This is a genomic window from Amnibacterium sp., from assembly GCF_051956055.1.
Lineage (GTDB): Bacteria > Actinomycetota > Actinomycetes > Actinomycetales > Microbacteriaceae > Amnibacterium.
Window position 1 is genome coordinate 1 of the sequence record NZ_JBQCGC010000015.1, and the last position, 19,175, is coordinate 19,175.

A 19,175-nucleotide genomic window follows, 5' to 3' on the forward strand; every position below is an offset into this window, starting at 1 on the left:
GCCCCGTACCCCCCCCGCACGTGCCCCTTGTGCTTGGCTCGGGGGCGCGGGCGCGCCCTACCCCCATCCACCCGCACCTGGCCGTCACTCGACGAGCGAGGCGCGGAGCGTGATGTCGACGCCCGTGAGCGCCTTGCTGACCGGGCAGCCCGCCTTCGCGGCCTCCGCGGCGCGCTGGAAGCCGGCCGAGTCGAGGCCATCGACCTCGCCCTTCACGGTGAGCGTGATGCCGGTCAGCTTGAAGCCGCCGGCCTGATCGTCCGGGCCGAGCGAGACGTCGGCCGTCACCTCGAGCGAATGCGGCGTGCCGCCCGCTTCGGCGACGTTCGCCGAGAGCTGCATCGCGAAGCAGGCGGAGTGCGCCGCGGCGATCAGCTCCTCCGGGCTCGTGACCCCGCCGGCCTCGTCCGCGGCGCGGCGCGGGAAGGAGACGTCGAACGTGCCGCGCCCCGAGCTGCTCAGCTCGACCTGGCCGGACCCGTCCTGGAGGCCGCCGTCCCAGGCGGTTCGAGCGGTACGAGTGGGCATCTGGACTCCTTCGGTCGATGGATCGCGGGAGGTCCCGCTCCGGAGCGAGCGTACGAGCGGATCGCTGAGCGTCAGACGGCGTCCCGCTCCTGCAGCGCGGCGAGGCGGAGGCGCGCCTGCCCCGGTGCCGCCGCCTCGCCGAGCAGCCGGGCGCTGGCCCGCAGCACGGCCCTGGTCGCCGCCTCCTCGACGGGCAGGACCCGGCGCAGCCCGAGCAGCTCCCGCGCCCATCCCGGCAGCGTCGCGACGGCCCCCTGGAACACCGCCGGGTAGGTCGGCCGCAGCAGCGCGGGCAGCGGTGGCCGGCGGATGAACCGCACCGCCTCCCGCACCCGGTCGTCCGCGCGCAGCAGGCCGCCGTCCCGGAAGGCGAGGAGGCGCGCGTCGAGCTCGGCGACCGACCGGGGCGGGTCGGGCACCCCCATCAGCTCCCCCGCGATCGCCCAATCCCGCACATACGCGTCGCCGCCGCCCGGCACCGGGCGTCCCGCGAACCGCTCGAACGCCCGGAGGAACGAGTCCGCGAACGCGATGTGCACCCAGGACAGCAGATCCGCGTCCTGCGCCTCGTACGGCAGCAGCCGCCCGTCGCCGGTCGTGTAGGTGCCCCGCACCCGTTCGTGCAGGCGGCGCACCCACCGGCTCGCGCCCTCGGCCTGCTCCCGGGACCCGTAGGTGACGGTGGTGATCCACCGGATCGTGCCGTTCAACCGCCCGAGCGGATCCTCGCGATACCGGGAGTGGTCGTGCACCCCCGCCATCGCTCCCGGATGGATCGCCTGCATCAGGAGCGCGCGCGGCCCGGCCACGAGCGTCGCGATGTCCCGATGCACCTCCCACACCGCGCTCGCCTCCGGGAAGTACCCGGCGTCGGCGCCGCGGGAGAGCTCCCTGGTCCATTCCGGGATGCCGGTCGGCTGCCCCGACAGCACCTCGAGCAGCCGGGCACGCATGTGGTCGGTCAGCACCACCCCATCGTGCCGACCGGAGCGCGGCCGCCTGGTCGCGGAGGACCGGATGCTGGGCCGATCCGAAGCGGACGCCGCCCCCTAGCGTCCCGCCTCGACGTCGTCGGCGCCACCGAGGCCTCCGTCGCTCTCCCCGACTCCGCCGTCGAGGGGGTCGAGGTCCCCGATGCCGGGCAGCACCATCGCGGCGATCGTCGATCCGACGACCACGGCCGCCACGATCCCGAGCAGCGAGCCGCCGAGCACCGTCCCGAGCCCCTGGCCCGCGCCGACGCCCGCGCCGAGCGTCCGCTCGAGGAACCCCGGGCGCCGGAGCTCCGACCTCGTCGCGCTGCGCGCCAGCGTCCTCGGGTCGTCGGAGGCGGGGCGATCGGCGACGGCGGCGTTGCGGGAGAGCTCCCCGAAGACGAGCGCGCGCTGGTGCGGGGTGAGCCTCGCGAAGGCCTCCGCGTGCACCTCCTCGACCGCGTCGGGCGGTGCCGTGCGGAGCAGGTAGCGGTAGCGGTCGAGGGCGCGCTCGTCGTCCGTCCCGGGCCTCCCGCACGGTGCCGCGGTGGCGCACGACGCGACCGAAGCGGTCCGTGTCCGGCCCGCGTCGTCGGTCCAGTAGCCCTTCAGGCGCTCGAGCAGCCCCACGCACGTCCTCCTCGCCGGTGTCGCTGCGACGGTACGGGCGCATCCCGGCAACCTCGGGCCCCTCCGCTTGGCATCGCCTATGAGGACCGGAAGGCGGCCAGGGGACGCTCAGCGCGCGTGCGGCGGACCGTCACGAGCGCCTCCGTACGCTCACCGGGTCCCATCGGAGGAGGAGGCGGTCATGACCCGGTTCGGGTACACGTTGATGACGGAGCAGAGCGGCCCGAAGCAGATCGTGCGGTACGGCATCGAGGCGGAGGCGCGCGGGTTCGACTTCGCGGTCTCGAGCGACCACTACTCGCCGTGGCTCACCGAGCAGGGTCACGCGGGCTACGCGTGGTCGATGCTCGGCGCCGTCGCGCACGCGACCGAGCGCATGGAGCTGATGACGTACGTCACCTGCCCGACGGTGCGCTACCACCCGGCGGTCGTGGCGCAGAAGGCGGCCACCCTGCAGATCCTCGCCGACGGACGCTTCACCCTCGGGCTCGGGGCGGGCGAGAACCTCAACGAGCACGTCGTGGGCGAGGGCTGGCCGCCCGTCGCGCAGCGCCAGGACATGCTCGAGGAGGCGGTGCGCATCATCCGCGCCCTGCACACCGGCGAGCTCGTCACGTGGGAGGGCGACTGGTTCCGCGTGGACTCGGCACGGATCTGGGACGCGCCGGACGGCGGTGTGCCGATCGGGCTCGCCGTGTCCGGCTCCGCGGGCATCGAGCGGTTCGCCCCGCTCGGCGACCACCTGATCGCGACCGACCCGGAGCCCGAGCTGCTCCAGAGCTGGGACGCGGTCAAGGGCGGCTCGGGCTCGCGCAAGATCGGGCAGATCCCGATCTGCTGGGCCCCGTCGAAGGACCAGGCGATCGACATCGCGCACGAGCAGTTCCGCTGGTTCGGCGGCGGCTGGTTCGTGAACAGCGACCTCCCGACGCCCGCCGGCTTCAAGGCGGCGTCGCAGTTCGTCCGCAAGGAGGACGTCGCCGCGTCGATCGCGTGCGGCCCCGATCTCGACGAGCTCGTCGAGGGCATCAAGCCGCTGTGGGAGGCGGGGTTCACGGACGTCGCGCTCGTGCAGGTGGGCGACGTGCTGCAGCAGCGCTTCCTCGACGAGGTCGCGGAGCCGCTGCTCGAGAAGCTCCGCGCCGCCGCTCCGAAGGCCTGAGCCCGGTCCGGGCGGGGCGCTTCGGAGCGACCCGGGGCGCCCGCCCGGGGCCCCCGCCCACACGGTCGTGCCCGCTGGGCGACACGTGCGGTGCGGCGCCGCAGGGCACCTGTCCCTCAGCGGCGCGTACTCGCCGCCCGTCGCCCGAGCTCAGGAGTCGGAGCCCTGCCTCCGGCCGGTCTTCTCCTGCAGGCGCTCGATGTGCTCGGAGGCCTCGGCCTTCGTGATGTCGGCGGGGATCTGCTCCCCGGCCTCTCGCGCGAGCGTGTCGAGATAGCTCTTCTGCGCGCCCGTGGCGGGCTCGTCGCCCGTCACCCAGTCGCTGGGGTCCTTCTCGGTGGTGTTCTTCTCGGGACCGCCGAGCATCTCGGTGCTGTCGCTCATGACCGGAACGTTAGAACACATGTCCGAGGAATCGCTGATCACCGGCTGAAGAGCGGGCTGGAGTCCAGGTCCGCCAACAGGGCCGCGGCATCGTCGTACACGGCGATCGCGCCGGCGTCTCGGAGCTCCTGCTCGCTCACCCCGCCGGTGCGCACGCCGATGCACCGGACCCCCGCCTCCGCGGCGGCCTGCACGTCCCACACCGCATCCCCGACCATGACCGCGTCGGCGGCGTCGACGCCCGCCTTCTCGAGCGCACGCGACACGACGTCCGGGGCCGGCTTCGCGGCGTCCACGTCCTCGGCCGTCGTCGCGGTCAGGACCGCATCGCCCGCATCGAGCACATCGGTGGTCATCTCGAACTCCTCCGGCGGCGAGGAGGTGGCGAGCACGACCGCGAGCCCTCGGCGATCGAGCTCGCGGAGGAGCTCACGCGCCCCGTCGAGCGTCCGGATCCGCTCGCGGTCCGCGGCGTAGTGCGTCCGGTGCCGCTCCTTCGCCGCGTCGCCCAGCCGATCGACGTCGTCCCCCAACAGGGTCTCGAGCAGCTTGGCCGAGTCCATGCCGATCGCGCGATGCACCCGCCAGGCGGCGACCGGGTGCCCGACGTCGGCGAACGCGCGGAGCCACGCGTCGACGTGGAGGTAGTTCGTGTCGACGAGGGTGCCGTCGATGTCGAAGAGCACGGCGCTGCAGGTGGCGGGCATGCCCCGATGCAAGCAGCCGAGGATGGGAGGGTGCCCACCCGACTGCTGATCCTCGCCGACACGCACCTGCCCAAGCGGGCGAAGTCCCTGCCTCGATCCGTCCTCGACGAGCTCGACCGCACGGACGGCGTCGTCCACGCGGGCGACTGGGTGGACGAGGCGACGCTCGACTTCCTGCTCGCCCGCTCGCCGCGGGTGATCGGCGTCGCGGGCAACAACGACGGCCCTGCGCTGCACGCGCGGCTGCCGGAGGTCGCCCGCGCGGTCCTCGACGGGGTGCGCATCGCCGTGGTGCACGAGACCGGTCCGTCGGCCGGTCGGGAGGCACGGATGGACCGCGCGTTCCCCGATACGGACGTGCTGGTGTTCGGGCACAGCCACATCCCGTGGGACTCGACGACCGCACGAGGGCTGCGTCTGGTGAACCCCGGCTCCCCCACCGACCGGCGACGGCAGCCGCGCTGCACCTACGGGCTGCTGACGCTCGACGGAGGTGCCGCCTCCTGGACGCTCGTGCCGGTCTGACCGTCCCACCACCGCAGCACCCGGAGCGCGCGGAGGGTGATCCAGCGGCTGGGTCGCCCCTCCTCCTCCCCCTCCATCTCGAACAGGACCGGCCCCATCCGGTACTGGCCGGCGTCCCACCGGCCGTCCGGCCTGCGCCGCTCGCGCAGGATCCCGATCGCATCGGCACAGCGCGGATCGCGCTCGGGCCGCGCCCGGCGGAGGTACTCGAGGCCGCGGAGCACGTCGTAGGACCAGCGGGTGGGGAACGCCGGCATGGCGAAGCGCGGATCGATCGGCGCACCGCTGCGCAGCCGGAAGAGCAGGCGCCGTTCGAGGAGGTACTCCTCCCCCGCTCCTCGTGCGGCGCGCACCGCGTCGGAACGGCCGCCCGCCTCCTCCCACGCCAGCAGCCCCTCGAGGACGCAGATCGTCGAGTGGAACGACGACGGACTGTCCCGCGTCCGCGCCCAGCAGTTCCACCCGCCGTCGTCGAGGCGCCGCGCGAGCAGCTTCTCGACGATCGCGTCGCCGCCCTCCCCGAAGTACGCCGCGCTCGCGAGCGCCGTCCCGTTGACGCACGGCTCCGTCTCGCCGTCGAAGTACGGCGGCGCGTCCTCCCGGTCCCAGCGCACGTGCTCCCGGAGGGGGGCGATCGCCGGGCGGACGGGCGGCGCAGCCGGGTCGGCTCCGAGATCGCGCAGGGTCTCGAGCGAGAAGTGCGTCGCGGTCCAGGCGTCGAAGAACGGCCGCGACTCGTCGACCCAGCCCGGGCGGTAGACGCCGCCGTCCCACTGCCCGTCCTCCGCCTGCTCCGCGAGCAGGCGGCCACCCCAGCCGACGGTCGCGATGCGGGCGCGCTCGGCCTCGACCTCCGCCCGCGGCGCGTCGGTCAGATCGCGCAGCACCTGCCAGCGGATCGCGGGGTCGCCCTCGAGCAGCCAGGCGATGGGGTCCACCCCACGACGGTAGGGCTCAGGCCGTGACGAAGTCGATGAGCTGCTCGACCCGTCCGAGCAGGGCGGGCTCGAGATGGCCGAAGTGGTCGACCCTGGACAGGATCCGCTTCCACGCGTTCGCGATGTCCGCCTGGTCCTCGTGCGGCCACCCCAGCGCTTCGCAGATGCCGTGCTTCCACTCGATGCCCCGCGGGATGACGGGCCACGCCTTCAGCCCGAGCCGTTCCGGCTTCACGGCCTGCCAGATGTCGATGTAGGGGTGGCCGACGACGAGCACGGTGTCACCCCACGGCTTCACCGCCGCAGCGGCGATGCGGCTCTCCTTGCTGTTCGCGACGAGGTGGTCCACGAGCACGCCGACCCGCCGCTCCGCGTCCGGCTGGAAGACCCGGAGGACCTCCTCCAGGTGGTCCACGCCCTCCAGGTACTCCACCGCGACCCCCTCGATGCGCAGGTCGTGCCCCCACACCTTCTCGATCAGGTCGGCGTCGTGGCGCCCCTCGACGAAGATGCGGCTGCCGCGCGCCACGCGGGCCTTCGCGCCCTGCACCGCGAACGAGCCGGAGGCGCTCCGGAGCCGCCCCGCCTGCTGGGGCTGCACCTTCGGCACCCGCAGCGCGACCGCCTCGCCGTCGATCAGGAAGCCGGGGCCGATCGGGAAGACCCGCACCTTGCCGCGCCGGTCCTCGAGCTTCACCATGCGGCCCTCGACCCCGACGACGGCGCCCACGAAGCCGCTCGCGACCTCCTCCACCACGAGGTCGCGCAGCGCCTCGACCACCTTCGGCGGCGGCGCCTTGCGCTTCCAGCCGTTGTCGGCGAGGACGTCGGAGCCGTACCGGTCGTGGTTCACGGCGATGACCGTAGGCGGCCCAGGCACGGTCGTCGGGCTGGCGGCTCGCGTGTCGGCCGCTGCGGCGGGACGCCGGGATCCGCTGGACCGACGCGCCGTCCCTGATTCGACGACGCGCGGCGTCGGATCAGGGACAGGGCGTCGAAGTCGTCGGTCGCGCACATCGGCACGGCGCGAGACTGCATCCATGGCGCACATCGGGACGTCGGGCTGGTCGTACGACCACTGGGCGGGCGTCCTCTACCCGCCAGGGCCCCCGACCACCCGCCGGCTGCAGGCGTATACGGCCGAATTCCGCACCGTCGAGCTGAACGCGAGCTTCTACCGCTGGCCGCCTGTACGGACGTTCGCGTCCTGGCGCGATCGGCTGCCGGAGGACTTCCGCATGTCGGTCAAGGCGCCCCGGGGACTCACGCATGCGCGCCGGCTGCGCGAGCCGGAGGCGTGGGTGGACCGCATCACCGCCGGCTGGGACGCGCTGCACCCGAAGCACGCGATGCTGCTCGTACAGCTGCACCCGGCGCACGAACGGGACGACGAGCGGCTGGACCGGTTCCTGGGCCGCCTCCGCGCGGACATCCCCGTCGCCGTCGAGTTCCGCCACCCCTCCTGGAACGCCGAGGAGGTGTTCCAGCTCCTGGAGCGCCGTGGTGCGAGCTATTGCGTCATGAGCGGCGCGGGGCTCCCGTGCGTGCTCCGCGCCACGGCGAGGCGCGTCTATGTGCGGTGGCACGGCCCGTCACACGACGCTCTGTACGCGGGCTCCTACTCGGAGGACGACCTGCGCTGGTGGGCCGACCGCATCCGCGAGTGGGAGGGGGCGGGTCACGAGGTGTACGGCTACTTCACGCCCCGTCGCTCGGCCGCCCCGCCGCCTGCGCGGCGCGGCGGAACCGGCTCCAGGGGCCCGCGACGGCGACGGGAACGCGGTGCGCAACGCGCGGCGCCTGATCGAGCTGCTCGGCTGACGCGCGCCGGGACCGCTGGATCGACGCGCCGTCCCTGATTCGACGGCGCGCGGCGTCGGATCAGGGACAGGGCGTCGAAATCGTCGTGTTGCGGGGCAGCGCGCCTAGTCCTCGCCGATGTCCTCGTTCCAGAGCGTCGGGTTCGCGGCGATGAAGTCCCTCATCATCGCGATGAGGTCGGGGTCGTTCACCACGGTGACGTGCGTGCCGTGCTCGGCGATCCAGTCCTGGGCGCCCGTGAAGTTCACGTCCTCGCCGACGATCACCCGGCCGATCCCGAACTGCCGGATGAGTCCGGAGCAGTACCAGCAGGGCGAGAGGGTCGTGGCCATGGTCGCGCCGCGGTACGAACGCTGGCGTCCCGCGGCGCGGAACGCGTCCGTCTCGCCGTGCGCGGAGGCGTCGCCCTGCTGCACCCGGCGGTTGTGCCCGGCGCCGAGCAGGTGCCCCTCCGCGTCGAACAGGGCCGCGCCGATCGGGATGCCGCCCTCCGCGAGCCCGATCCGCGCCTGCTCGGCGGCGACAGCGAGCTTCTCCGCGTCGGTCGCGTAGACCGCGTCACTCATGCGTCGCTCGCGGCGTCGACGTGCACCGGCTCCTCGTAGCCGCTCGCCGGCAGGGGCGCCCCCTTCGCCGGCTTGAACACCGGCACGAGCGCGAAGTAGACGACGGCGGCCAGCACGAAGCCGACGAGCGGGGTGAGGTCGCCGATGCCGTAGTCGGTGACGAACCCGTGCGCGAACCGCTCGGTCGGTGCGACCAGGATGCCCGTGTACAGGGTCTGGTTCGAGAACAGCCAGATCGAGAGCACCATGCCGACGACGATCGCGATGAGGCCGGGCCAGTTCGTGTACTTCGCGTCGTCCGCGAGGAACGGGGCGATCCGCGTGCCCCTCCGGTACAGCCGGTCGGCGAGCACGACACCGAGCCAGGGCGCGATCCAGTACGCGATCACGAGCAGGAAGTTCTCGTACGAGCCGGAGGGGTCCGCGCTCGCGGCGAGCGCGATGAAGAACCCGACGACACCGAACGCGCCGGCCACGATCGCGCGGCGGAGCGTGAGGGGGATGCGGATCCCGACCGCGAGGAAGCTCATCGCCCCCGAGTAGATGTTCAGCGCGTTCGCCGAGATCGCGCCGAAGAAGATCGCGAGGAGCGTCAGCTTGCCGATCACCGCCGGCATGATCGCGGTCGAGGTGAACAGGTCGGTCGGGCTGCCGCTGCCGAAGTCGACGACCGTCGCCGCGGCCGCACCGGCCGCCATCAGCACGGTGCAGGAGACGAAGTCGCCGATGCCTGCTGCGAGGCCGATGCGGAGCCTCGAGGTCGTGGGAGGCAGGTAGCGCGTGTAGTCGGCGGCGTAGGGGTTCCAACCGGCGGCATAGCCGAAGGCCGCGGCCATCGCGACCGAGAAGCCGCCGAATCCGGCCCCGAAGCCGCCGGGGCCGCCGTGCGAGCCGCCCGTCAGGTGCCCGGACACGAGCGCGAAGATCACCGCCAGCAGGAAGATCACGCCCAGGACGATGGAGGCCCAGCGCTCGAACTGCTGCAGGAAGTTGTGCCCCACGATCGCGACGCCCACCTGGACGACGACGATCAGCACGAGGGCGAGCCAGAGCGGCATGCCGGTGAGCGTGGCGAGCGCGAAGGCGCCGCTGACCGAGTTCGTCGCGAACCAGCCGAGGCCCGCCATGACCGTGTTCAGCGCGGCGGGCAGGATGTTGCCGCGCGTGCCGAACGCCACCCGGCCGAGCACCATCTGCGCGACCCCGTCCCGCGGCCCCCAGGAGGACAGGATCCCCTGCGTGGCCGAACCGAGGGCGTTTCCGAGGATCAGCGCGAGCATCGCCTGCGGGAAGCCGAGCCCGAAGAACGCGACGGCGATCACGCCCACGTACACCGTGGCGAACTCGAGGTTCGGCGCGGTCCACGTGGCGAGGAGCTGCCACGGGGAGCCGTGGCGCCGCTCCAGCGGGATCGCCTCGATGCCGCCCGGTTCGACGAAGGACTGCTTGACGGGGGTGTCCACCGAGGTCACGTGCCGCAGGTTACGGCCAGGCGGCGACACTCGGCGAATCGGGGACGCGCGGGCGGGCGCGTCAGCCCTGGGCGCGCTCCGACAGGGGCTGCCACTGCTCCCAGGTCGCGATCCGGCCCGCGTAGTCCGCCCGGGCGATCCCGAGCGGGGAGGTCCCGAAGAACACGCGCAGCGGCGGCTCGTCGGCGTCGACGATCTCGAGGATCGGCCCGCGGGTCGCCTGCGGGTCCCCCGGCCGAGCCAGGCGCTGCGCCCGCTGCTCCTGCACCCGCTCGTGGAGATCGGCGTACGCGGGCAGCTCTGCGGAGTGCTTCGCGGACGACCCGCCCCAGTCCGTCGAGAACCCGCCGGGCTCGATCAGCGTGACCTTCACCCCGAACCCCGCGACCTCCTGCGCGAGGGACTGCGAGATGCCCTCGAGCGCCCACTTCGACGCGTGGTAGGCCCCGACGAGCGGGAAGGCGCTGATCCCGCCGATCGAGGAGACCTGGATGATGTGCCCGGAGCCCTGCTCGCGCATCGCCGGCAGCACCGCCTGCGTCACCCACACGGCGCCGAACAGGTTGGTCTCGAGCTGGGCGCGCAGCTCCTCCTCGGACACCTCCTCGACGAACCCGAAGTGCCCGTAGCCGGCGTTGTTGACGGCCACGTCGATACGGCCGAACGTCTCGACGGTCCGCCGCACGGCCTCCTGGACGGCGGCGCGGTCGGTCACGTCGAGCCGGATCGGCAGCACCGCGTCGCCGAACCGCTCGACGAGATCGGCGAGCGAGTCCGTGCTGCGCGCCGTCGCGGCGACCCGGTCGCCCCGCTCGAGCGCCGCGATCGCCCACTCGCGGCCGAAGCCGCGGGACGTGCCCGTGATGAACCACACCTTCGATGTCACGTCACCATCCTGCGCGGGGATCGCTGGGCGGCCGATGGGCGGCCGCGCTCAGCGGAGGTCGGGCGCCTCCCGGATGCCGAACTCGTGGCGCAGCATCGAGCGCGCCGCGAGGTGGCCGCCCTGCCCATGGACGCCAGGACCCGGTGCCGCAGCGGCGGAGCAGAGGTAGAGGCCGGCGGCCATGCGCCAAGGATCCGGGCCCGGCACGGGCCTCGCGAGCAGCTGCCGGAGGGTCACGGCCCCCGCCGCGATGTCGCCGCCCGCGAGGTTCGGGTCCCAGGCGCCGATGTCCGCGGCACTCCTCGCGCTCGAGGCGAGGACGAGGTCCCGGAAGCCCGGCGCGACCCGCTCGATCGCCGCGGACACGAGCTCGGTCGGGTCGAGCGTCGAGCCGTTCGGGAGGTGGGTGTAGGCCCACAGCACGTGCTTGCCCGCCGGCGCCCGCGTCGGGTCGAGCACGCTCGGCTGCGCGACGAGCACGTAGGGATCCTCCGGCACCCGCCGCGCGGCGACGGCGCGCTCGGCGGCCGCGATCGCCCGGCGCGGACCGCCGAGGTGCAGCGTGACCGCCTGGCGAGCGATCGGCGCCCGCCACGGGACCGGGCCGTCGAGCGCGTAGTCGACCTTGCCGATGCCGGACCCGGGGCGCACGGTCCGCAGCCACGCGCGCAGCGCGGGCGGCAGCCGGTGCCCGGCGATCGAGAGCAGCTCGGGCACGTTCGTGTCGAGGACCGTCGCCCTCGCGGCGGGCAGGTCGGCCGGACGACGGATCCGGCGCCCCGCCTCGATGCGGCCGCCGTGCGCGACGAGGTCCGCCACGAGCGCGTCGACGATCGCGCCGGTGCCGCCGACCGGGATCGGCCAGCCGACGGCATGCGCCTGCACCGCGAGCGCGAGCCCCGCCGCCGCCGAGGCGAGCGACGGCATCGGCCGCACCGTGTGCGCCATGACCCCGGTCAGCAGCGCCGCGCCCTCCCGCGTGCGCCACCGCCGGTCCCAGCCGGGGCCGCCCTGGTCCAGCGCGGCGAGGCCGAACCGGATCGCGGTCGGCAGATCCTCCGGCACCCGCAGCACCGGCGACAGGGTGAACGCGGCGACCGCGGCGGCCCGGGTCACGAGCGGGCGCAGCAGCCGCTCGTACGCGGGACCGTCCGGGCCGAGGTCGGCGGCCGTGCGCCGCAGATCCCGCCAGGCGACCGCGGCCGTGCCGTCCTCGAAGGGATGGGCGTACGACACCTCCGGCGTCAGGAACGGCACCCGGTCCGCGAGGGCGAACGCCCGGAGGAACGGGGAGGCGAGCGCCATCGGATGCACCGCCGCCCCGAGGTCGTGCCGGAACCCCGGGAGCGTGACCTCCTCCGTCCGCGCCGCGCCGCCGGGGCGGTCAGCCGCCTCCACCACCAGCACGCCGAGCCCGGCCCGCGCCGCGGTCACCGCGGCCGCGAGCCCGTTCGGCCCCGACCCGACCACGACGACGTCCGGATCGCTCATGCCGACCGATCCTGCCGCGTGCAACCCCGACGCCCCTGTTTGCCGAGCACGGTCCGCGCCGTGCAGGATGACCCCATGGCGGACATCGCGACCCGGCACGAGGCCGACGGCTCCCGCTACGTCGCTCTTCTGGACGACGTGGTGGTCGGCGAGCTGGTGTATCGGGACACGGAGGAGGGCCGCGTCTTCACGCACAGCGAGATCGTCCCCGAGCACCAGCGCCAGGGGTACGGCACGCAGATGGTGCGCGCGGGCCTCGACGACACCCGAGCCGCCGGCATCCGGCCGATCGGGCAGTGCCCGATGGTGCGCAACTTCCTCGCCGAGCACCCGGACTACACGCGCCCCCTCCCGCGCTGAGTCCTACCCTGGTCGGGATGCAGCAGCTCACCGAGGCACAGATCCGCGGATCGTTCGTCAACACGTCCAAGGGTGACGCGGAGCGGGTTCCGATGCCCGGCCTCCACGAGGTGCTGTGGGACGAACGCGAGTACCTCGGCTGGCACGACGCGAAGGCGCCCCACCGGGCCTACCTGACGATGTGGCAGGGCGACCGCCCGGTGTCGCTCGTCCTGCGCGCCGCCGAGCGGCGGATCCGCAGCGGGATCAGCGCGATGTGCTCGCTGTGCCACATGCCGCAGCCCGGCGCCCAGGTCACCCTGTTCGCCGCGCCGAGGATCGGCGAGGCGGGCCGCAAGGGCGACACGGTCGGCACCTACATCTGCGCCGACCTCGGCTGCTCGGCCATCATCCGGATCGCGCCGCCCGCGGCGCCGATGCAGCTGCCGCCGGAGGAGATCGTGCAGCGCCGCATCGTCGGCCTGCAGGAGCGGCTCGAGTCGTTCACCCAGACGGTCCTCGCCGGCTGACCCCGGCAGGGCTCAGCGGAGGGTGAGGAAGCCCTCGAACCACAGCTCCCGGAGGATCGGGAGGACCGCCGTGCGCGTGTCCGCCGGATCGGCGTCGAGGATCCGCGCGACGGCATCGACGATGGACCCGATCGCGAGCTCGCCGTCGCACGCGCCCACGACCGCCGCGGCGACCGTGTCGACGCGCCGGACCCGCGCGAAACCCGTGCCCTGCCGGAGCTCGATCACGGTCGGGTCCGCATCCCCCGGCCAGTAGTGGCGGTGCTCCGTGACGTCCGGGGCGACCTCGAGCACCGTGTCGGCGAGCGCCTCGTCCGGCAGCACCCTCTGCAGGTCGTGGGCGGCGATCGCGGCCTCGATCGCCGACCCGATCCCGCTGCCGACGGCGCCGTCGAGGTGCTCGAAGCGCCGGAGGGTCCGGCCGTGCCGCGGCGCCCGGAGGGTGATGTAGCCGGCACCGATCGCGGTGACCCCGCGGGCGGCGAAGTCGTCGAGCCAGGCGCGGACGAGGGACCGGAACCGCGCGGTGCCGGGCTGCGCGCCCCCGTCGCGCACCCAGGTCTCGGCGTACTGCGCCGGATCGAGCAGGTCGCGCTCGACGATCCACACGTCGAGCGGGCCCGCCCAGTCGAGCACGCGCTCGCGGGCCGCCGCCGGGTCGCCGTGCACCTCCCAGTTGCCGAGCAGCTGCGCGATGCCGCCTTCGGCGAGGTGCGCTGCGGCGCCGCGGACGACCGCCTCGACCAGGCCGTCGCCCGCGAACCCGCCGTCCCGGTAGGTGTACCCGGGCACCTCGGCGGCACCGCGCGGGGTTTTCACGAACGGCGGGTGGGTGATGATGCGGGAGAAGCGCTCCCCCGCGACGGGGTCGTAGAGCGACCCGGGTCGCAGGTCGAGCGCCACGCCGTTCAGGGCCGCGTTGAACCCCGCGAAGTCGAGTGCGCGCTCCGAGAGGTCGGTCGCGACGACGGCGCCCGCCGACCGGGCCGCGATCAGCCCCTGCACGCCGCTGCCGGTTCCCAGGTCGAGCACGCGACCCGTGCCGGTCGGCACGAGGATCTGGGCGAGCGTCGTCGACGCCGCACCCGCGCCGAGCACGTGATCCTCCGGCAGCTCGCCGCCGAGCGCGATCTCCCCCGGGTCGGAGGCGATCCACCACGACGCGACGCCGGACTCGTCCGCGAGCGCGTAGGGGCGCAGGTCGACCGTGGCGTGCACGATCCCGTCCTCGATCGAGACGAGGCCGAGCCGGGCCGCGCCGCGCGCGCCGGTGCGCGGCAGCGCGCGGTCCACCTCCGGAACGGACCGGGGCGCCCCGAGCACGAGCAGCGCACCCAGCGTCCCCGACGGCGACCACGGCCGCAGCTCGAGCTCGGCGAGCGCGGGCTCGGGGTCGTCGCGGCCGAGCGCCTCGGCGGCGACCGGTCCCCACGCGGCCTCGAGTCCGTCGACCGTGTACCTGGCGTCGTCGAGGTCGGCGCGGAGGCCCGCGATCAGGTCGAGGTCGGGCTGGCGCTGCACGGGTCCATCATCCCGGACCGGCCTGCGCCTCGAACCGCTGATGAGCGGAGGATTCGGCGGGATGCGCGGCACGGCGACGAGCGCTCGCGACCGCGCATCCCGCGGCACGGCGACCGTGTCGAACCGGCCGCTCGTGGTCGCCGCGGACGTGGAGTGAAGAGCAGAACGTTCCCCGCGGCGCCTGTCGTCGACCATACGCGGCGCCTCCCGACCGACGTCCCTGTGACATGAGCCCCGTTCCGGGGGGACTCGATCACGATTCGGTACGGATGGCCCACCCGCCGTCGCGTGGACCGGTCCCCCTGTCCGGCCACCGCAGAATGAACCGGTGCCCAGCCGCCCCAGACGCTCCGCCCCGGCCGTCGCGGCGGCGCTGCTGGTGGCGCTGCTCCTGCCGTTCGGTCTGGCCGGCTGCACCGCCTCCTCCGCCCTGACGCCGCCCCCCACCCGTCGCGCGGTGGCCGCCGTCGCCCCGGCGGCGCCCCGGGATGCGGGCGGTCGCGTCGTGGACGACCCGGCGACCTCGTCGCTGGTGGTGGTGCCGAAGACCTCGAACGGCGGCCTGGTCGTGTTCCTGCACGGCTGGGGCCAGACGCGGTGGTCGCTGCTGAGCCGGCACCCGGAGGCCACCGTGGAGCACGCGCTCAGCGAGGCCGGATTCACGCTGCTGGCGGCGAACGCGGACGGCGAGTCCTGGGGCGACCCGGCGAGCGTCGCCGACTACCGCACGCTCATCGCGCGCACGCAGGCCAGGTACCGCCTGCACGACGTCTTCCTGATGGGCGAGTCGATGGGCGGCCTGCCGACGATGGAGCTCGGCCGGACGCTCTCGGACGTCCGGGCGATCACCGCGTGGTTCCCGGTGTGCGACATCCGCACCATGCACGAGGCGCGGTTCCAGGCCTCGATCTGGGCGTCCTGGCCCGGGCGCAGCCGCGCCGCGATCTCGCCGGTGCAGGTCGGGAACAAGCCGATGATCGTCTGGGCCTCCCCCGCCGACACGATCGTGCACGCCGCCACGAACGCGGCCGTGTGCGTCGCCGAGGCGAAGCGGGCCGGGGCGCAGGTGACGTACTTCCACACGACCGGCGACCACGGCGACCCGTCGAACTACGAGCCGGCGACCGTCGTGCAGTTCTTCGAGAAGTACCGCACCCCGGGCGCCTGACCCACGAGCGCTCCGAGCACGTGCCCGCCGCTCGTGCCCCGCTGAGCGACATGCGCGCCGCGGCGCCGGAGGGCGGATGTCTCCCAGCGCCGCACGAGGAGGTGCGTCAGGCCTGGGCGCGCTCCAGGACGAGCTCGCGGACGCGCGCCGCGTCGGCCTGCCCGCGCATCGCCTTCATCACCGCACCGATCACGGCGCCTGCGGCCTGCACCTTGCCGTCCTTGATCTTCTGCAGCACGTCCGGCTGCTGAGCCAGCGCCTCGTCGATCGCGGCGATGAGCGCCGAGTCGTCGGAGACGACCTGCAGCCCACGGGCGCGGACCACCTCCTCCGGGCTCCCCTCCCCCGCGATGACGTGCTCGAGCACCTGCCGCGCGAGCCGGTCGGTGAGGTCGCCGCTCTCGGTCAGGGCGATGAGCTCGGAGACGTGCAGCGGCGAGACGAGCGTCCCGGCCTCCACGCCGCGGGCGTTGGCGATCCTGAGGATCTCGCCCAGCCACCACTTCCGCGCCTGCGCGGGCGCCGCGCCCTTCGAGACGGTCTCCTCGAGCTCGGCGAGCACGCCCGCGTTGACGATGTCGCGGAACTCCCCGTCGGTGAACCCGTAGTCGGCCTGGAGGCGCTTCCGGAACGCGACCGGCGACTCCGGCAGCGCGGCCCGGAGCTCCTCGATCAGCTCCGGCGACGGCTGCACCGGCAGCAGGTCCGGCTCCGGGAAGTACCGGTAGTCGTCCGCGTCCGACTTGGGACGCCCGGCGCTCGTCGTGCCGGTGTCCTCGTGCCAGTGCCGCGTCTCCTGCACGATCGAGCCACCCGCGGCGAGGATCGCGGCCTGCCGCTGGATCTCGTAGCGGACGGCCCGCTCGACCGAGCGGAGGCTGTTCACGTTCTTCGTCTCGGTGCGGGTGCCCAGCCGCTCCTGACCGCGAGGCCGGAGGGAGACGTTCGCGTCGCAGCGCAGGTTGCCGCGCTCCATCCGCGCCTCGGAGATCCCGAGGGAGCGGACGATGTCCCGGATCGTCGCGACGTACGCCTTCGCGATCTCGGGGGCCCTGCCCTCCGCGCCGAAGATCGGCTTGGTGCCGATCTCGACGAGCGGCACGCCGGCGCGGTTGTAGTCGACCAGCGAGTGGTCGGCGCCCTGGATGCGCCCGGTGGTGCCGACGTGCGTCAGCTTGCCGGCGTCCTCCTCCATGTGCGCGCGCTCGATCGGCACCGTCCACACGGTGCCGTCCTCGAGCTCGACGTCCACGGAGCCCTCGAACGCGATCGGCTCGTCGTACTGGCTGATCTGGTAGTTCTTCCCGAGGTCCGGGTAGAAGTAGTTCTTCCGCGCGAACCGGCTCGTCGGCGCGATCGAGCAGCCCAGTGCCAGGCCGAGCGAGATCGAGTACCGCACCGCCTCCGCGTTCACGAGCGGCAGCGCGCCGGGCAGCCCCATGTCGACGGGCGCGACCATGGTGTTCGGCACGGAGGGTTGGGTGCCCTTCGCGGCCGGGTTCGGCGCGGCGGAGAACATCTTCGTCGCGGTCGAGAGCTCGACGTGCACCTCGAAGCCGAGCACCGGCTCGAAGCGCTCGATCGCCTCGTCGTAGTCCATGAGCACGTCGGTCGCGGCGGTGTTCGTCCCGGTCCTGGCCATCAGCGGGTCCCTCCGTCCGGCTCGGTGCCGAAGCCGGGCACCGGCACCGGCCTCCCGAGACTCGGCGCCCTGGACAGGAGCGGCGCGCCCCAGTCCGACTCGAGCAGCGCCTCGAGCGTCGCGCCGACGCGGTAGAGGCGCGCGTCCTCGCGCGCGGGCGCCATGAGCTGGAGACCGACCGGCAGCCCGTCCTCCGGTGCCAGCCCGACCGGGAGGCTCATGCCGGGCACGCCCGCGAGGTTCGCGGGGATCGTCGTCACGTCGTTCAGGTACATCGCCAGCGGGTCGTCGACCTTCTCGCCGAACCGGAACGCGGTGGTCGGCGAGGACGGCGACACGAGCACGTCGGCCTGCTCGAACGCGGCCGTGAAGTCGCGCTGGACGAGCGTGCGGACCTGCTGCGCGCTGCCGTAGTAGGCGTCGTAGTACCCGGCGGACAGGGCGTAGGTGCCCAGGATGATGCGCCGCTTCACCTCGGGACCGAACCCGGCCTCCCGGCTGAGCGCCATCACCTGCTCGGTGGTGGAGGCGCCGGGGTCGACGCGGAGACCGAAGCGCACCGCGTCGTACTTCGCGAGGTTGCTCGACGCCTCGGCGGGCAGGATCAGGTAGTACGCGCTGATCGCGTACTCGAAGTGCGGCGCGGCCACCTCGACGATCTCGGCGCCCGCGGCCGCCATCGTCTCCAGCGCCTCCGCGAACCGCTGCCGCACGCCCGCCTGGAACCCGGCGCCGTTCAGCTCCGTGACGACCCCGACGCGCACGCCCCGGAGCGAACCGGACCGGGCCCCGTCCCGCGCCGCCTCCGCCATGGACGGCCACACGTCGGTGAGGCTCGTCGCGTCGCTCGGGTCGTGGCCGCCGATCACGTCGTGGATCAGCGCCGCGTCGAGGACGGACCGGCTGACCGGACCGACCTGGTCGAGGCTCGATGCGAGCGCGATTGCGCCGTACCGGCTCACGCCGCCGTAGGTCGGCTTCACACCGACGGAACCGGTGACCGCCGCCGGCTGCCGGATCGAGCCGCCGGTGTCGGAGCCGAGGGCGACGGGCGCCTCGAACGCGGCGACCGCGGCGGCCGAACCGCCTCCTGAGCCGCCCGGGATCCGCCCGAGGTCCCACGGGTTGCGGGTCGGACCGTACGCGGAGTACTCGGTGGAGGAGCCCATCGCGAACTCGTCCATGTTCGTCTTGCCGAGCGGCACGAGGCCGGCCGCGCGGAGTCGCGCGACGGGCGTCGCGTCGTACGGCGGCACCCAGCCCTCGAGGATCCGCGACCCGGCCGTCGAGGGCATGTCGCTCGTGCAGAGCACGTCCTTGATCGCGACGGGCACACCCGCGAGCGGGCTCGGCGCACGGCCCTCGGCCCGGAGGCGGTCGATCTCCGCCGCGCGGGTCAGCGCCGCCTCCCCCGCCACGTGGAGGAACGCGTGGACGTCCGGCTCGACCTCCGCGATGCGATCGAGATGCGCTCGCGTCGCCTCGACGCTCGACACGTCGCCGGAGTCGAGGTGCCCGGCCAGCTCGGCCGCGCTCCAGTGGATCAGGTCGCTCACTACTGCTCCTCGCCGAGGATCGCGGGGACGCGGAAGCGCCCGTCCGCCTGGTCGGGTGCGCCGGACAGCACCTGCTCCTGCGTGAGCACGGCGCCCACCTCGTCGGCGCGCAGCACGTTGACGAGCGGGATCGGGTGGCTCGTCGCGGGGACGTCGGGCGTCGCCACCTCCTGCACCTTCCGCACCGAGTCGACGATCTGGTTCAGCTCGCCGGCGAGATGCTCGATCTCGCCCGGCTCGAGGGCGATGCGGGCGAGGCCCGCGAGGTGCTGGACGTCGGCGACGGTGATCGCTGCAGGCGCTTCGGGCATGGATTCCATCCTATTCGGGCGCCC

At 73.8% G+C, this 19,175-nt stretch carries 21 protein-coding genes; 6 read left to right on the plus strand and 15 right to left on the minus strand.

Annotated features, from left to right (window positions below; translation table 11 throughout):
* Positions 1-84: 84 nt before the first annotated feature.
* The 3 genes from ACTHLI_RS02530 to ACTHLI_RS02540 all read right to left on the minus strand — a co-directional run bounded on the left by ACTHLI_RS02530 (position 85) and on the right by ACTHLI_RS02540 (position 2,132).
* On the minus strand, positions 85-528 hold the full coding sequence (locus ACTHLI_RS02530) for an OsmC family protein (protein WP_440181257.1): 444 nt from the start codon (positions 526-528) through the stop codon (positions 85-87).
* A gap of 71 nt (positions 529-599) precedes the next feature.
* Positions 600-1,496, minus strand: a complete 897-nt coding sequence (locus ACTHLI_RS02535; RefSeq protein WP_440181258.1) for an oxygenase MpaB family protein — start codon at positions 1,494-1,496, stop codon at positions 600-602.
* Positions 1,497-1,577: 81 nt separating this feature from the next.
* Positions 1,578-2,132 carry a hypothetical protein gene (locus ACTHLI_RS02540; protein ID WP_440181260.1) on the minus strand — a complete coding sequence of 185 codons (555 nt, stop codon included), beginning with the start codon at positions 2,130-2,132 and terminating at the stop codon, positions 1,578-1,580.
* A gap of 181 nt (positions 2,133-2,313) precedes the next feature.
* Between ACTHLI_RS02540 and ACTHLI_RS02545 the strand changes: the two genes are divergently transcribed.
* A complete protein-coding gene (locus ACTHLI_RS02545) occupies positions 2,314-3,294 on the plus strand; it encodes a TIGR03557 family F420-dependent LLM class oxidoreductase (protein ID WP_440181261.1) in 981 nt (326 codons plus the stop codon).
* A 150-nt stretch (positions 3,295-3,444) separates the two neighbouring features.
* Here the strand turns inward: ACTHLI_RS02545 and ACTHLI_RS02550 are convergent, their stop codons facing one another.
* Both ACTHLI_RS02550 and ACTHLI_RS02555 read right to left on the minus strand, forming a co-directional pair.
* The gene (locus ACTHLI_RS02550) at positions 3,445-3,678 is read right to left on the minus strand and encodes a DUF3072 domain-containing protein (RefSeq protein ID WP_440181262.1); all 234 of its coding nucleotides are present in this window, start codon (positions 3,676-3,678) and stop codon (positions 3,445-3,447) included.
* A 38-nt stretch (positions 3,679-3,716) separates the two neighbouring features.
* A complete protein-coding gene (locus tag ACTHLI_RS02555) occupies positions 3,717-4,385 on the minus strand; it encodes an HAD family hydrolase (protein WP_440181263.1) in 669 nt (222 codons plus the stop codon).
* Positions 4,386-4,415: 30 nt separating this feature from the next.
* On the opposite strand from ACTHLI_RS02555, the gene ACTHLI_RS02560 reads away from it, so the two are divergent.
* On the plus strand, positions 4,416-4,910 hold the full coding sequence (locus tag ACTHLI_RS02560; protein ID WP_440181264.1) for a metallophosphoesterase family protein: 495 nt from the start codon (positions 4,416-4,418) through the stop codon (positions 4,908-4,910).
* Here the strand turns inward: ACTHLI_RS02560 and ACTHLI_RS02565 are convergent.
* Both ACTHLI_RS02565 and ACTHLI_RS02570 read right to left on the minus strand, forming a co-directional pair.
* On the minus strand, positions 4,853-5,848 hold the full coding sequence (locus ACTHLI_RS02565; protein WP_440181265.1) for a hypothetical protein: 996 nt from the start codon (positions 5,846-5,848) through the stop codon (positions 4,853-4,855). The two genes, ACTHLI_RS02560 and ACTHLI_RS02565, sit on opposite strands and share 58 nt — an antisense overlap.
* Positions 5,849-5,864: 16 nt before the next feature.
* Positions 5,865-6,701, minus strand: coding sequence for a DUF3097 domain-containing protein (locus ACTHLI_RS02570; protein ID WP_440181266.1), 837 nt, complete (start codon positions 6,699-6,701; stop codon positions 5,865-5,867).
* Positions 6,702-6,888: 187 nt separating this feature from the next.
* On the opposite strand from ACTHLI_RS02570, the gene ACTHLI_RS02575 reads away from it, so the two are divergent.
* Positions 6,889-7,707 (plus strand): DUF72 domain-containing protein, encoded by an 819-nt coding sequence (locus tag ACTHLI_RS02575; protein WP_440181267.1) that lies wholly within the window; start codon positions 6,889-6,891, stop codon positions 7,705-7,707.
* A gap of 66 nt (positions 7,708-7,773) precedes the next feature.
* Here ACTHLI_RS02575 and ACTHLI_RS02580 read toward each other — a convergent pair whose 3' ends face one another.
* From ACTHLI_RS02580 to ACTHLI_RS02595, 4 genes are all read right to left on the minus strand, one after another.
* On the minus strand, positions 7,774-8,235 hold the full coding sequence (locus tag ACTHLI_RS02580; RefSeq protein WP_440181268.1) for a nucleoside deaminase: 462 nt from the start codon (positions 8,233-8,235) through the stop codon (positions 7,774-7,776).
* Positions 8,232-9,707 (minus strand): purine-cytosine permease family protein, encoded by a 1,476-nt coding sequence (locus ACTHLI_RS02585; RefSeq protein WP_440181269.1) that lies wholly within the window; start codon positions 9,705-9,707, stop codon positions 8,232-8,234. Before ACTHLI_RS02585 ends, ACTHLI_RS02580 begins: the two co-directional genes overlap by 4 nt.
* A 61-nt stretch (positions 9,708-9,768) precedes the next feature.
* The gene (locus ACTHLI_RS02590; RefSeq protein ID WP_440181270.1) at positions 9,769-10,593 is read right to left on the minus strand and encodes an SDR family oxidoreductase; all 825 of its coding nucleotides are present in this window, start codon (positions 10,591-10,593) and stop codon (positions 9,769-9,771) included.
* A 48-nt stretch (positions 10,594-10,641) separates the two neighbouring features.
* On the minus strand, positions 10,642-12,084 hold the full coding sequence (locus tag ACTHLI_RS02595) for a phytoene desaturase family protein (RefSeq protein WP_440181272.1): 1,443 nt from the start codon (positions 12,082-12,084) through the stop codon (positions 10,642-10,644).
* 75 nt (positions 12,085-12,159) lie between these two features.
* Here ACTHLI_RS02595 and ACTHLI_RS02600 point away from each other — a divergent pair, with 75 nt between their 5' ends.
* Complete coding sequence (locus ACTHLI_RS02600; protein WP_440181274.1) at positions 12,160-12,444, plus strand: GNAT family N-acetyltransferase; 285 nt, start codon at positions 12,160-12,162, stop codon at positions 12,442-12,444.
* Between the two features lie 17 nt (positions 12,445-12,461).
* On the plus strand, positions 12,462-12,953 hold the full coding sequence (locus ACTHLI_RS02605) for an FBP domain-containing protein (RefSeq protein WP_440181275.1): 492 nt from the start codon (positions 12,462-12,464) through the stop codon (positions 12,951-12,953).
* A gap of 12 nt (positions 12,954-12,965) precedes the next feature.
* Here the strand turns inward: ACTHLI_RS02605 and ACTHLI_RS02610 are convergent, their stop codons facing one another.
* Positions 12,966-14,474, minus strand: a complete 1,509-nt coding sequence (locus ACTHLI_RS02610; protein WP_440181276.1) for a DUF7059 domain-containing protein — start codon at positions 14,472-14,474, stop codon at positions 12,966-12,968.
* A 328-nt stretch (positions 14,475-14,802) separates the two neighbouring features.
* On the opposite strand from ACTHLI_RS02610, the gene ACTHLI_RS02615 reads away from it, so the two are divergent.
* The gene (locus ACTHLI_RS02615) at positions 14,803-15,642 is read left to right on the plus strand and encodes an alpha/beta hydrolase family protein (protein WP_440181277.1); all 840 of its coding nucleotides are present in this window, start codon (positions 14,803-14,805) and stop codon (positions 15,640-15,642) included.
* A gap of 106 nt (positions 15,643-15,748) precedes the next feature.
* On the opposite strand, the gene gatB is transcribed toward ACTHLI_RS02615, so the two are convergent.
* The 3 genes from gatB to gatC are packed head-to-tail and all read right to left on the minus strand — an operon-like array spanning position 15,749 to position 19,151.
* Positions 15,749-17,284 carry an Asp-tRNA(Asn)/Glu-tRNA(Gln) amidotransferase subunit GatB gene (gene gatB, locus ACTHLI_RS02620; RefSeq protein ID WP_440181279.1) on the minus strand — a complete coding sequence of 512 codons (1,536 nt, stop codon included), beginning with the start codon at positions 17,282-17,284 and terminating at the stop codon, positions 15,749-15,751.
* The gene (gene gatA, locus ACTHLI_RS02625; RefSeq protein WP_440181280.1) at positions 17,284-18,840 is read right to left on the minus strand and encodes an Asp-tRNA(Asn)/Glu-tRNA(Gln) amidotransferase subunit GatA; all 1,557 of its coding nucleotides are present in this window, start codon (positions 18,838-18,840) and stop codon (positions 17,284-17,286) included. The genes gatB and gatA overlap by 1 nt, the downstream gene beginning before the upstream one ends.
* Positions 18,840-19,151, minus strand: coding sequence for an Asp-tRNA(Asn)/Glu-tRNA(Gln) amidotransferase subunit GatC (gene gatC / locus ACTHLI_RS02630; RefSeq protein ID WP_440181282.1), 312 nt, complete (start codon positions 19,149-19,151; stop codon positions 18,840-18,842). The genes gatA and gatC overlap by 1 nt, the downstream gene beginning before the upstream one ends.
* Positions 19,152-19,175: the final 24 nt, after the last annotated feature.